This window comes from Arthrobacter sp. SD1074B (genome assembly GCF_056780195.1).
This window is the reverse complement of the sequence record NZ_JBRAZT010000001.1, coordinates 3143184-3154580: the sequence shown is the minus strand read 5'-3', so window position 1 is coordinate 3154580 and position 11397 is coordinate 3143184. Positions and strand designations below refer to the sequence as shown.

The 11397-nt window shown below is 69.0% G+C and carries 15 protein-coding genes and 1 tRNA gene; 12 read left to right on the top strand and 4 right to left on the bottom strand.

Annotated features, from left to right (window positions below; all coding sequences use genetic code 11):
• Positions 1 to 19 precede the first annotated feature (19 nt).
• The 5 genes from ACUYM2_RS14670 (at position 20) to ACUYM2_RS14650 (ending at position 2602) form a co-directional block, all read left to right on the top strand.
• Positions 20 to 274, top strand: coding sequence for a hypothetical protein (locus ACUYM2_RS14670; RefSeq protein ID WP_481600704.1), 255 nt, complete (start codon positions 20 to 22; stop codon positions 272 to 274).
• A 148-nt stretch (positions 275 to 422) separates the two neighbouring features.
• A tRNA-Tyr gene (locus tag ACUYM2_RS14665) sits at positions 423 to 504 on the top strand.
• 230 nt (positions 505 to 734) lie between these two features.
• A complete protein-coding gene (locus ACUYM2_RS14660; RefSeq protein ID WP_481600703.1) occupies positions 735 to 1127 on the top strand; it encodes a DUF7793 family protein in 393 nt (130 codons plus the stop codon).
• A 132-nt stretch (positions 1128 to 1259) separates the two neighbouring features.
• Positions 1260 to 1436: a DUF1059 domain-containing protein gene (locus ACUYM2_RS14655; protein ID WP_481600702.1), complete on the top strand. Its 177-nt coding sequence runs from the start codon at positions 1260 to 1262 to the stop codon at positions 1434 to 1436.
• On the top strand, positions 1433 to 2602 hold the full coding sequence (locus ACUYM2_RS14650; RefSeq protein ID WP_481600701.1) for an EAL domain-containing protein: 1170 nt from the start codon (positions 1433 to 1435) through the stop codon (positions 2600 to 2602). The genes ACUYM2_RS14655 and ACUYM2_RS14650 overlap by 4 nt, the downstream gene beginning before the upstream one ends.
• Here ACUYM2_RS14650 and ACUYM2_RS14645 read toward each other — a convergent pair.
• Positions 2599 to 3414, bottom strand: coding sequence for a hypothetical protein (locus ACUYM2_RS14645; RefSeq protein WP_481600700.1), 816 nt, complete (start codon positions 3412 to 3414; stop codon positions 2599 to 2601). The genes ACUYM2_RS14650 and ACUYM2_RS14645 overlap by 4 nt on opposite strands.
• Positions 3415 to 3895: 481 nt before the next feature.
• Between ACUYM2_RS14645 and ACUYM2_RS14640 the strand changes: the two genes are divergently transcribed.
• From ACUYM2_RS14640 to trxA, 5 genes are all read left to right on the top strand, one after another.
• The gene (locus tag ACUYM2_RS14640; protein ID WP_481600699.1) at positions 3896 to 4120 is read left to right on the top strand and encodes a GNAT family N-acetyltransferase; all 225 of its coding nucleotides are present in this window, start codon (positions 3896 to 3898) and stop codon (positions 4118 to 4120) included.
• A gap of 21 nt (positions 4121 to 4141) precedes the next feature.
• Positions 4142 to 4510, top strand: coding sequence for a VOC family protein (locus tag ACUYM2_RS14635; protein WP_481600698.1), 369 nt, complete (start codon positions 4142 to 4144; stop codon positions 4508 to 4510).
• A 55-nt stretch (positions 4511 to 4565) separates the two neighbouring features.
• Positions 4566 to 5294 (top strand): Type 1 glutamine amidotransferase-like domain-containing protein, encoded by a 729-nt coding sequence (locus tag ACUYM2_RS14630; RefSeq protein WP_481600697.1) that lies wholly within the window; start codon positions 4566 to 4568, stop codon positions 5292 to 5294.
• 48 nt (positions 5295 to 5342) lie between these two features.
• Positions 5343 to 5888: an acyl-CoA thioesterase gene (locus ACUYM2_RS14625; RefSeq protein ID WP_481600696.1), complete on the top strand. Its 546-nt coding sequence runs from the start codon at positions 5343 to 5345 to the stop codon at positions 5886 to 5888.
• 68 nt (positions 5889 to 5956) lie between these two features.
• On the top strand, positions 5957 to 6361 hold the full coding sequence (gene trxA, locus ACUYM2_RS14620; RefSeq protein ID WP_481600695.1) for a thioredoxin: 405 nt from the start codon (positions 5957 to 5959) through the stop codon (positions 6359 to 6361).
• A 111-nt stretch (positions 6362 to 6472) separates the two neighbouring features.
• On the opposite strand, the gene ACUYM2_RS14615 is transcribed toward trxA, so the two are convergent.
• Positions 6473 to 6751 carry a putative quinol monooxygenase gene (locus ACUYM2_RS14615; protein ID WP_481600694.1) on the bottom strand — a complete coding sequence of 93 codons (279 nt, stop codon included), beginning with the start codon at positions 6749 to 6751 and terminating at the stop codon, positions 6473 to 6475.
• 112 nt (positions 6752 to 6863) lie between these two features.
• Here ACUYM2_RS14615 and ACUYM2_RS14610 point away from each other — a divergent pair, with 112 nt between their 5' ends.
• The gene (locus ACUYM2_RS14610; RefSeq protein ID WP_481600693.1) at positions 6864 to 8540 is read left to right on the top strand and encodes an AMP-binding protein; all 1677 of its coding nucleotides are present in this window, start codon (positions 6864 to 6866) and stop codon (positions 8538 to 8540) included.
• Positions 8541 to 8552: 12 nt separating this feature from the next.
• Here ACUYM2_RS14610 and ACUYM2_RS14605 read toward each other — a convergent pair whose 3' ends face one another.
• On the bottom strand, positions 8553 to 9530 hold the full coding sequence (locus ACUYM2_RS14605) for a DNA-3-methyladenine glycosylase family protein (RefSeq protein ID WP_481600692.1): 978 nt from the start codon (positions 9528 to 9530) through the stop codon (positions 8553 to 8555).
• A gap of 174 nt (positions 9531 to 9704) precedes the next feature.
• On the opposite strand from ACUYM2_RS14605, the gene ACUYM2_RS14600 reads away from it, so the two are divergent.
• Positions 9705 to 10157 (top strand): VOC family protein, encoded by a 453-nt coding sequence (locus tag ACUYM2_RS14600; RefSeq protein WP_481600691.1) that lies wholly within the window; start codon positions 9705 to 9707, stop codon positions 10155 to 10157.
• Between the two features lie 7 nt (positions 10158 to 10164).
• Here ACUYM2_RS14600 and ACUYM2_RS14595 read toward each other — a convergent pair whose 3' ends face one another.
• Positions 10165 to 11298 carry an ArsB/NhaD family transporter gene (locus ACUYM2_RS14595; protein ID WP_481601501.1) on the bottom strand — a complete coding sequence of 378 codons (1134 nt, stop codon included), beginning with the start codon at positions 11296 to 11298 and terminating at the stop codon, positions 10165 to 10167.
• Between the last annotated feature and the right edge of the window lie 99 nt (positions 11299 to 11397).

Here is an 11397-nt window from a genome sequence, read left to right as displayed (position 1 = left end):
CGCTTGAAAGGCAAAGCACATGAACCGCAAGGCCATCCGTTACGTCTCCAGCTCGACCGCTGCCGCAGCGGGTTCGATCACCACGGCGGTGACGTCGGTGGCCGCCGCCGCCCTGGCGGCCTCGATCATCCTCAGCCCGGCCGCGGACGTTTCGGCCCGGCTGGACGGGGTGCAGGCGGATCTGGCCCGGGCGGTGCAGCTGAACCAGGTCACCGCGGAGCAGGCGGCGAAATTCGAGGCGAAACTTGCCGGCCGTATCCTCGGAGAAGCCTGATTTTCCGGGCCTGCACGGGCAGTGCGGCGCCGATTCGATTCTTCGGCGGAAGTTCTGTAAAGTTGTCTTGCCCGCGGTTGCTGGAAGCGGAACGACTGGAAACAGGCGTTCGGAGACAGAACCCGCGAGTGATCTTCTTTTGAAGTTCGGCAGATTACCCGAGCGGCCAAAGGGGGCTGACTGTAAATCAGCTGGCAACGCCTACGGGGGTTCGAATCCCTCATCTGCCACCCTTGAGAAAACCTCCGGAACCACTCGGTTCCGGAGGTTTTCTCTTTGCCCGGCCGCGCCCAATGACCGGAGAACCCCCGGCGGGTGCTCCGCAGGTGCCCTTTTGCGGGGTGAGAACGGCGGCTACGGAGCAATCGATCGGCGGGCGCGCCGACATTTTCGGGCGTAAACGTGCCTGGCGTCACATCTTGGCCCGTGAGGCGCTACCCTTTCGCAGGGGGGAAATTACATGGAGATAGTCCTGTCGGCCGGCAAGGGCACGCTCAGCCTGGATGAGGGCGGAATTCTGCAGCTGGCCTGGGCTTCCGGCTCTGCGCTGGATACGGCGGACGCCGTCGAGTCCGTTCTGGCCACTTCAAAAATCAGTGCCGGGCGCATGCTGCCGCTGTTGATCGACATCAGTGACGTCAAGTTGACTGCCGGGGCCCGCAACCATTACCTGGACAGCCGCTTCGTTTCCTCGGTGGCCCTGGTAGGTGAGTCCAATGTGGACCGGGTGTTTGCCGCGTGGATGCGCCGCGGGAACGACTGTCCGCAACGCTACTTCACCTCAAGGATCGAAGCCCGGCAATGGCTGGCCGGACTGGCCGCCGACGACGGGACGCAAAGCGTCGCAGGCTGATTCGTCCTGCGGCCCGCGGCCGCGGCCAGCCGGCCGGCCGGGCGGACGACACCCCGGCCGGAAGATCGGCCGATTTGTCATTACTGCAGAGTAGGGTAAGCGCGTTGATCAAAAAGTCCCTGAGGAGCCGAAATGAAGTCGTTTGCATGTGGTGACGTTGTACCCGGTTGTGAAGCCCGCTGGGTCTGCAGCACGGACGACGAAATTCTGGTCCAGGTCGGCGCCCACGCCGCATCCGTGCACGGCCTGACCGATCTGTCCCCCGAGCTCGTCGCCTCGGTGCACAGAGCAATCGTCCCGGCTAGTTGATTCCCACGGCGGGCGGGCCGCATCCCGACGCCGGTGCCGGCACGCCGGCCCCTCCGGACTGGGACGGCCTGCTCGCTTCTGCCTGCCGCGGTGAAGGGCTGGCGGCGGCCTATCAACCCATCATTGATACGGCTCGGGGAGCGGTGGTGGGCTACGAAGCCTTGGCACGGTTTCCCGGTTATGCCGAGAAGAACCCCGAAGTGTGGTTTGCGGCCGCCCGCGCCCACGGGAAAGCTGCCGAACTTGAGTCTGCCGCGCTGCGCACCGCCCTGAAGGCCCGCGCTGCGCTGCCGCCGAACTGTTTCCTGACCCTCAACGTTTCGCCGGAACTGCTCACGTCCGAGCGCATCCGCAGAGTGTGGCGCGACGAGGGCCAGCTGGGCGGTTTGATCGTCGAACTGACGGAGCAGACGCCGATCGATTCGTATGTGGAGCTGGAACCGGACCTGAACCAGTTGCGCGCCGCCGGTGCCCTGATCGCCGTCGACGACGCCGGGGCCGGCTACGCGGGGCTGCGCCACCTGCTGGCCCTGCGGCCCTCGATGATCAAGATCGACCGGGCCCTGATCCAGGACGTCGACCGCGATGAGGCGAAGCGGGCCCTGATCGGGATGCTTGGCGCCTTTGCGAGCCGCGTGGATGCGTGGATCCTGGCCGAGGGTGTGGAGCGGGCCGAGGAGCTCGAGGCGCTCGTCTCGCTGGGCGTCCCGCTCGTGCAGGGCTACTACCTTGCCCGGCCCGGCCCGCCGTGGGCCGCCATCGACCTTGACGTGGCACACCGCCTCGCCAGTACGCGACCGGTGGCCCATAAGACGGTCATCCGCGACGTCGTCGAACCGGCGGCGACGGTGACCAGTGCCGCTCTGGCCGCCGAGGCTTTTTCAGCCAACCCGGCGCTGGAAGCGGTCGTGCTGCTCGGTGAGCACCTGCGGCCGGTCGCCGTGCTGGACGCGGGGGCGGCCGCGTTTGGCGTGGTCAGCCCCGGGATGCGGGTAAACCTCGATACCCCGCTCAGCCAGGCGCTGGCCCGATCCATGACGAGGCCGAAGGCCCAAAGGTTCGACTCGCTCCTGGTGACAGACAACGCGGGACGCTTTGCCGGCGTAGCCCGGATGGAGCGCATGATCCTTGCGCTCGCCGGAAGCGGCGACCAGGCCGGGGGCTAGGCCCGTCCGCGTCCCGGCGGCACGAGTCGGAAGGAATACTGCCCGGTGCCGCCGGCGGGTGCCACCGCCAGGTCGGCGCCGTCGGCGGGCAGCTCCAGCTCAGTGCTGATGACCTCCCCGCACGGGACGGACACTGCGGCCAGGGCCTCGGCGCCGTTCCAGCTGCGGATGGACAGCCGCACCGATGCCGTCCCGCGGCAGGCGAAATCCAGTTCGTAGCGGCCAGGAGGAGCGGAGAGCCCGAAACTGGTGGGGTCATCGGACGTGCCGGACCCCCTGATTTCGCCGGGGACGGCCGGGTCCAGGACGTCCCGCGCCCAAGAGCTGGCCTCGAAATTGTCGCGCAGCGATGCGTCCGTGGCCGGCTCGATCTTCATCCCGGCAACGCCTTCGCCAAGCCCGTACAGCGCGGTGGCGCTAACCGTGAGCGTGCCACCTTTGTGGCGGATGAACGAGGAGAAGGCCTCCCCGCAGGGGTAGTCCCAGGACTGCGGAAGGGCCCGTTCGCGATTCAGTTTCACTTCCAGCCGGGTGGCGCCGGAGCAGGCCGCCGTCAGCAGGTAGTCGCCGGCGGCAAGTTCGCCGGTCCAGGCGGCCGTCTTGCCGGTGGCATGTGGGGCGCCGGAGTTGGCGGGCGGTCCTCCCAGCTGCCGGGTCACCTCGGCAAGAAATAGGGCCGGATCGACGGAGTGCGTTGCGGTTGGCGCGGGAAGCGGCTCATCCGGACTGTACTCGCACGCGGCCACCGGCAGAACAAGCAGCAGCAGCAATACCTTCGCGCGCAGGATCCGCGCCCCCCACAGAGCCGACATGCCTCGAGTCTAATGCCCCCGGACCATCAGGCCCGCAGGCCGGACCGGCCGAGGGACCAGGCTGCGCGACGACGGAGGCCTGGGCCCGTCCGCGTCCCAGCGGCGCGGCGCTGGCGGCTGCAGCAAGGGGATCCGGAAGGATGGGGAGGATGATGACTGGGAGTTCAAGCATGCTGGCGGGCGAGCTGCCAGGCGGTGTCCGGATCCGGCTGCTGCGCGGCTCCGACGCCGAGCGGCTGGGTGCCGCCTACCGGCGGAACCGGGAGCACCTTGCGCCCTGGGAACCGGTCCGGAGTGCGGAATTCTTCGCGACGGAGGGCCAGCGGGCAAACATCGCCGGCAAGCTCGCCATGTTCGCCGCCGGGACCGCCGTTCCCTGGATCCTGCTGCAGGGCGACCGTGCGGTGGGCACAATGACGCTGAGCGGTCTTGTGCGGGGCCCGTTCCGCAGCGCCAACCTGGGCTACTGGGTGGACCAGGAATGTACCGGCCGGGCGTCGGCACGGCCGCCGTCGCCCACGTCGTCGCGGCTGCCCGCACGGCGCTGGAGCTGCACCGCATCCAGGCGGCCACCCTGCCGCACAACGCCGCCTCGCAGACTGTGCTGCGGCGCGCCGGTTTCCAGCAGATCGGGCTGGCCCCGGAGTACCTGCACATCGCCGGCAGCTGGCAGGACCATGTCCTGTTCCAGCGCATTCTGCACTGACGCGCGTGCGAGACTCTCACAGTGACTGATGAATCCTTTGGCGCCCTGCACCATGTCGAGCTGTGGGTACCGGACCTCGGCCGGGCCACGGACCACTGGGGCTGGCTGCTGGCCCGGCTCGGCTACGAGCCTTACCAGGACTGGCGCTGCGGGCGGAGCTGGCGGCGCGGACCCACGTACATTGTCGTCGAAGCGTCTCCGGACCTGAGCAGCAGGACCCACCGCCGCACGGCGCCCGGGCTGAACCATCTGGCCTTCCGGGCCGGAACCCGGCAGGACGTGGACGCGATGGCGGCGGACGCCCCCGCCCACGGCTGGACCGGGCTCTTTCCGGAACGCGGGCGGCCCCGGCCATTACGCCGCCTACCTGGTGAACTCGGATGGCTTTGAAGTCGAGCTGGTCGCCGCGGACTGACGCTGCCGCCGGGGCGGTACCGTGATACCCATGAGCATCATCCTGGTGGGCGGCGGCCCGGATACCGTGACTACACCGATTATCTTTGACCGGTTCGTCAAGGATGTCCGGAACCGCGCTGGCGGAAGCCGGCCTCCCCGGATCGCCGTCGTGCTGTTTGACCGCGAAGGAAGCTCGGAGTACTTCCTTCCCGCCTATCTGGACCCGCTGCACAGCCGGACACCCTGCGAGTCGGTCCCGGTCCTGCTGCGCGCCCACGATCCGGCCGATCCGGAGGAGTTCAACGACGTCGACGCGATCGTCGTCGGCGGCGGCCCCACCCCGGACTACCTTGACGGCCTCCGCGACGCGGCGGAGGCGATCCGGGCCGCCGTCGCGGCCGGCGTCCCCTACCTGGGGTTCTCCGCGGGGGCGATGATTGCGCCGCAGCGTGCCTTGGTGGGCGGCTACCGGATTCGGGGCGTCGAGGTGTGCTCGGAGGAATGCTCCGAAGGCCTTGACGAGCTTGAGGTCCGCGACGGCCTGGGCCTGGTGCGGTTCGCCGTCGACGTCCATACCGCGCAGGCCGGGACCCTGAGCCGTGCGGTCGCGGCGGTCGCGGAGGCTCTCGTGGACCGGGCCGTGGCGGTGGACGAGAACACCGCATTGGTGCTGCGCCACGCGGACCTCAATGACCTGGAGGTAATCGGCGCCGGGAACTGCTGGTCCATCCGCGGCGCGGGCCGCAAGGCCACGGTCGCCGTCCTCTCGGCCGGCTGAACCGGCCACACCTTGGCACCCTTGTTACTCGCGGGTAACATAGTGCCTATGCATCTGCTGCTCCGCACCATCCTCCTGCTCATCAAGTCAGCCCGGCGCTCGCCGCTCGGCATCTGGGACGCGTCCTCGCTTCCACTCCGGGTCCTGCCGACCGACATCGACATCGCCATGCACGTCAACAACGGCATGTACTTCTCCCTGATGGACCTGGGCCGGTTCGACCTGATGGCACGCAGCGGAACCTGGCAGGCCATGCGCCGGCGCGGCTGGACACCGGTGGTGGCGGGGGAGACGATTGCCTTCCGTCGCTCCCTGCAGCTGTGGCAGCGCTACAGCATCGAGACCAAGGTCATCGGGCTGGATGAGAAGGCCATCTACTTCGAGCAGCGCATGGTGGCGGGCGGCGAAATCTACGCCCGGGCGCACATCGCCACGCGGCTGGTCGCCAAGGGCGGCCCGGTCAGCCAGGAGGAGATCATCCGCGAATTCGGGGCGCCGCCGGCCGACCTGGAGCTGCCCCAGTGGATCCATCACTGGCGAGAAAACAACGCGCTGCCGGGGGCCCGCCGCCCCGCCCCGCATGCCTGGGCCTAACCCGGCGAAGGATGTGCCAACAGCGAAACCCAGGGGACTTTAGCGGGCGGCTCGCGTACCGTTGACCCATGGCTACCGTAGACATAACAGGTGAACAGTTCGCATCGACCGTCGAGGACAACGACATTGTCCTCGTAGACTTCTGGGCCGAATGGTGCGGCCCGTGCAAGCAGTTTGGCCCGACCTACTCGGCCGTTTCGGAGAAGCACCCGGACGTGGTTTTCTCCAAGGTGGACACCGAAGCGGAGCAGCAGCTCGCCGCCGAGGCCGGCATCACTTCTATCCCCACCCTGATGGCCTTCCGTGAAAAGGTGCTGGTGTTCTCCCAGCCAGGTGCGCTGAACGCCCAGCAGCTAGAGCAGGTGGTCGACGCCGTCAAGGCCCTCGACATGGAGGAAGTCCACGCGCACGTGGCCCGCGCCCAGGCCGAAGCCGCAACCCAGCAGGACGGCACCCAGATTCCGGACGCCTAAGCCGGCTCCACACGACTTAAAGCAACCCGGGGTCACTCCGCACCCGCCCCTGGTGGGGAAATGGGCGCGGGGCAACCCCGCGTTGTTGTTGTGTTGCCCGGAGCGGCCGGACTAGAGCTTTTCCAGCTTGACCGGCTCGGCCAGCAATGCACTCAGGGACTCGTTCAGGTCCTGGACCGCCGTGCCCTTCGAATGCTTGTCCAGGTCTTCCTGGGAGGCCCACCGCTCGGTCAGCACCAGCTTGTCTTCGCTCGCCTCGGTCAGTTCGTAACGGATGCAGCCGGGTTCGTTGACGACCTCGTCGATCGCGATCTCAAGGGCCAGCTTCACGCGGAAGAACTCGCCGTCGTTGGGGATAAAAGTGGCTTGCAGGTCAATGGGTGCGCTCATGGCCTTTACCCTACCGGGCGGCCGCGCCGGCGTCGGGAGATGTCCGGAAGATTTCCTAGGACTTCCACGCTTTACGCTTCTCTTGCCGCCGGGCTGTTGGTAGCGTCACACCATGCTTGCGTACACAGCCGGGGACACTGACGTCCCGCTGATCGATGAAACCATCGGCGACCACTTCGAGCGGATCGTCGCGCGGTTCCCGTTCCACGACGCGCTGATCGAGGCCGCGGCGGTCCCAGGCGGGGAGGCCCGGCGGTGGAGCTACACGAAAATGAACGACGACGTCGACCGGCTGGCCCGCGCGCTGCTCGCGCTCGGCGTCGCCACCGGGGACCGGGTCGGCATCTGGAGCCCGAACTGCGCCGAATGGACCATCCTGCAGTACGCCACGGCGAAGATCGGGGCGATCCTAGTCAACGTCAACCCGGCGTACCGCAGCCACGAGCTCGAATTCGTCGTCAAGCAGAACGGCATGCGGATGCTGGTGGCGGCGCCGTCGGACAAGAACAGCGACTACACCGGGATGGCCCGGCAGGCGCTGGCGGAATGTCCCGAGCTGCGTGAACTCGTTTTCCTGCCCGACGCCGGCCTGCCCGGCCTCAGCGCCGGGGTCCCGGAAAGCGAGGCGGAACAGACCTACGCGGAACTGCTGAGGCGGGCCGACGATGTCGCGCATGCCGGGCTGAAGGCGCGGATGGCTGAACTGGACCCGCACGATGCGATCAACCTGCAGTACACCTCCGGCACCACCGGCTTCCCCAAAGGTGCCACCCTGACGCACCGCAACCTGCTCAACAACGGCTACTCCATCGGCGAGCTGCTGGACTACACCGAGCACGACCGGGTGGTGCTGCCGGTGCCGTTCTACCACTGCTTCGGCATGGTGATCGGCAATCTGGCAGCCTTCAGCCACGGCGCCGCCACCATCATCCCGGGCCGAGGGTTCTCGCCGGCTGCGGCGCTCGAGGCTGTGCAGGACTTCGGCGGGACCTCGCTCTACGGCGTGCCGACCATGTTCATCGCCGAACTCGCCCTGCCGGACTTCGCCTCGTACGACCTGTCCACATTGCGTACCGGCGTTATGGCCGGCTCACTGTGCCCCATCGAGGTCATGAACCGGGTGATCGCGGAGATGAACATGCGCGACGTGGCCATCTGCTACGGCATGACGGAGACTTCGCCGGTTTCCACCATGACCCGCGGCGGGGACACGATGGCCCAGCGCACGCAGACCGTGGGCCGGACCATGCCACACCTGGAGAGTCGGATCGTGGACCCGGTGACCGGCGAGGCTGTGCAGCGCGGAGAGATCGGCGAGCTGTGTACCCGCGGGTACTCGGTAATGCAGGGGTACTGGAACCAGCCGGACAAGACCGCCGAGGCGATCGACGCCGACGGCTGGATGCATACCGGCGACCTGGCACGCATGGATGAGGACGGCTATATCGTGATCGAAGGCCGGATCAAGGACATGGTGATCCGCGGCGGCGAGAACGTCTACCCGCGCGAGATCGAGGAGTTTCTCTACACCCACCCGGATATCCAGGACGTTCAGGTGATCGGTGTCCCTGACGCCACGTACGGCGAGGAACTGATGGCCTGCGTGATCCTCAAGCCCGGAGCCGGCAGGCTGGACGCCGCGGCGCTGGCGGAATTCTGCCGGGGCAAGCTGGCGCACTACAAAATCCCGCGCTACGTGGACGTCCGGGAAAGTTTCCCAATGACCGTGTCCGGCAAGATCCGCAAGGTGGACATGCGCCAGGAAGCCGTCGCCCGGCTGAAGCTCTAAGAGCTGCGCCGGTCAGTGTCCGCGGTGGTCCTGGATGGTCATCCGCGGCCCGAAGACCGGCTTGCGGAACCCGCTGAGGCCGATCATGCGCACCACCCGCTGGCGGTGGCCCGCCCAGGGCGCCAGCAGCCTCAGCATGCCCGCGTCGTCCGTCCTCCGCCCGGTCAGGGCCGCGCCGACGTAGGCAGCCAGGTGGTAGTCGCCCACCGCGATGGAGTCCGGACAGCCGTGCGTGCGCTGCACCACTTCGGCCGCCGTCCACACGCCGATCCCGGGAAGTGTCTGCAGCTTCGCAGCTGCTTCGGCCGCCGGCAGCGCCGCCAGCCGTTCCAGCGCGGCCGCGGAACGCAACACCCGCATGACTGTGTCCGATCGTTGCGGGCCCACTCCGGCTTTGTGCCATTCCCAGGACGGGATGCGCAGCCACTGCTCGGGCGTGGGCTGGACCAGGAGGTTGGCGGGGGCCACGGTGCCGGCGCCGGGCGCCGCCGTCCCGAAGCGGTACATCAGGTAGCGGTAGCCGCGCCGCGCCTCGATCACCGTGACCTTCTGCTCAAGGACCGTCGGCACCAGGGAATCGACCATCCGCCCGGTGGCCGGCAGCCGGACGGCGGGGTTCCTGCGCCGGGCTTCGGCGACGATCCGGGGGAGCGTGGCGTGGAAGGCAGGTTCGTCGAAGGCCGACCAATCGTCGTCGCGGCCCAGCAGGCGCGGCACGGCTCCGGTCGCCTCGCCCGCCCCGGGTCCCCAGGCGCGGGCCTCGATCCACGGCGCCGCGACCGGACCGGCAGGGGCCAGGCGCAGCGTGGCCGGACCGGCCGGAGTGGTGAACGCCAACCAGACCCCGTCCGGGGCGACCCGGATGGAGGGATCGCCGTGGCCGCGGCGGAGCGGTCCGAGGGTTTGCATCAGGTCGTAGGGGCCGCCCGACTGCCACCGGAGCGAGGAGTCCGCCGCGGCGGCGCCGGCGGGGAGCTCTGCGGTGGTCACCCGAACATGTTCCCACGGCCAGCTGGCGTCGGGCACATCCGGGACCGCCGCGGCGGCCGGGTCCGCGGACCCGACGGCCCTTATCCGGAGCCCCGGGGCGGGACTAGACTCCGGCTGTGGCGCGGATTCCGTGCCGTCCCCGGGAGCGGATCCCTTGACGGGCAGGAGAGTGTGATGGCTGGCGGAGTGGTGCATTTCGAGCTTCCCGCGGACGACGAGAACCGCGCCCGGGAGTTCTACAGTTCAGTGTTCGGCTGGGGTTTCCAGGTCATGCCGGAGATGGAATACAGCCTGGCGCTGACCACCCCGATGGACGAGCACGGCCGGCCCGCTGTCTCCGGGTCCATCAACGGCGGCTTGTTCCGCCGCGGCGACCTCACCGCCCCGGTGGTAACGGTCGACGTCGACGACATTGACGAGGCGCTGGCGAGGATCGCGGCCCGGGGCGGGTCGGTCCACCGCGGGAAGATGGAGGTGCCGGGATCCGGGTGGAACGCGTACTTCAAGGACACCGAGGGCAACATCGTGGGGCTGTGGCAGAACGCGGCCCCGGCGGCCCCGGCGGCAGCCGGCGGCAGCACCGGTGAGGCGGCCGGCGCAACCGCCGGGAACGATATCGGGGCCTGACGCGGGATCAGTGCATGCCGCTGGTCAGCCAGAGGGCCACGACCGCCAGGGGAACGGTAAGGGCGACGGCGGCGACGCCCGCCATGGCGAAACCGCCCCAGCGGATCTCCACGTTGAGGGCCCGCAGGCGTTCGTGCCAGAGCAGGGTCGCCAGCGAGGCCCAGGGGGTTACCAGCGGGCCGAGGTTCACGCCGATCAGCAGGGCCGCGAGCCGCACCGGCGAGCCGCCCACCGGTTCCAGCGCGAGGTAGGCCGGCAGGTTGTTGACCGCGTTCGCCGCGCCCGCGCCCAGCCCGGCCAGCTGCAGCAGCGCCGGCAGGCTGTCTCCGGACCCGGCGACCCGGCCCAGCACCCGCGCCAGGCCGTTGGCGTGCAGCGTCTCCACCACCATGAACAGGCCGATGGTGAGCATCAGCGGCCGCCACGGGATCATGGACCACCGCAAGGCGGAGCGGCGGCGCCACAGGAAGAGGGCCAGGAGGACCGCGGCGGCGGCCGCGGCCGGAAGGTACACCGGGATCCCGGAGACCAGCGCCGGCAGCAGGAGCAGCATCACGCCCGCCGAGGCAGAGAGCAGCACCCGGTCCCGCACCCGGTGGACCGGCTGCGGGCCGTAGCGGCCCCGCAGATCCTTCCGGAAAGCCAGCCAGAGCAGCGCCAGCGGGACCAGGATTCCCACCAGCGCCGGGGCCCAGACCAGCGAGGCGAAGCCGGCCGGGCTGAGGCCGAGCCTGGACTGGGCCAGCAGGTTGGTCAGGTTGGACACGGGCAGCAGAAGTGAGGCCGTGTTCGCGAGCCAGATGGTGGTCAGGGCGAAGGGCAGCGGCGGAATCCGGGCGTGGACGGCCAGCAGCACCACGACGGGGGTGACCAGCACCGCCGTCGTATCCAACGACAGGAACACGGTGGAGACGGTGGCCAGCGCGATCACCAGCAGCCAGAGCAGCAGCACGCGGCCCCGGCCCAGGGCGGCCAGACGGTCCGTGACCGCCCGGAACAGCCCGGCGTCGTCGACCAGTTCGGTCACCAGGGACATCGCCACCACAAAGCCCAGCACCGGCACCGTGCGCCCGGTGAGCTGCTCGAAGGCGGGCCACGGCAGCAGCCCGGTGCCCAGCGCCGCGCCCCCGGCCAGCAACATGCCGCCGGGGACCAGATAGCTCCTGAGCGTCTTCCACCAGGTCCTTCGTTTCACCGCCTAATCGTCGCACCCGCACCGCGGCGGCGGCGACGCGACGTG

Coding starts and splice junctions, on each gene's coding strand:
- ACUYM2_RS14595 (WP_481601501.1), bottom strand. CDS start 11,298: ATGTTGCTGGCCGGGGGCGCGGCGCTGGGCACCGGGCTGCTGCCGTGG.
- ACUYM2_RS14625 (WP_481600696.1), top strand. CDS start 5,343: ATGCATCTGCTGCTCCGCACCATCCTCCTGCTCATCAAGTCAGCCCGG.
- ACUYM2_RS14645 (WP_481600700.1), bottom strand. CDS start 3,414: ATGTCGGCTCTGTGGGGGGCGCGGATCCTGCGCGCGAAGGTATTGCTG.
- ACUYM2_RS14615 (WP_481600694.1), bottom strand. CDS start 6,751: ATGAGCGCACCCATTGACCTGCAAGCCACTTTTATCCCCAACGACGGC.
- ACUYM2_RS14610 (WP_481600693.1), top strand. CDS start 6,864: ATGCTTGCGTACACAGCCGGGGACACTGACGTCCCGCTGATCGATGAA.
- trxA (WP_481600695.1), top strand. CDS start 5,957: ATGGCTACCGTAGACATAACAGGTGAACAGTTCGCATCGACCGTCGAG.
- ACUYM2_RS14630 (WP_481600697.1), top strand. CDS start 4,566: ATGAGCATCATCCTGGTGGGCGGCGGCCCGGATACCGTGACTACACCG.
- ACUYM2_RS14600 (WP_481600691.1), top strand. CDS start 9,705: ATGGCTGGCGGAGTGGTGCATTTCGAGCTTCCCGCGGACGACGAGAAC.
- ACUYM2_RS14655 (WP_481600702.1), top strand. CDS start 1,260: ATGAAGTCGTTTGCATGTGGTGACGTTGTACCCGGTTGTGAAGCCCGC.
- ACUYM2_RS14670 (WP_481600704.1), top strand. CDS start 20: ATGAACCGCAAGGCCATCCGTTACGTCTCCAGCTCGACCGCTGCCGCA.
- ACUYM2_RS14640 (WP_481600699.1), top strand. CDS start 3,896: ATGTACCGGCCGGGCGTCGGCACGGCCGCCGTCGCCCACGTCGTCGCG.
- ACUYM2_RS14660 (WP_481600703.1), top strand. CDS start 735: ATGGAGATAGTCCTGTCGGCCGGCAAGGGCACGCTCAGCCTGGATGAG.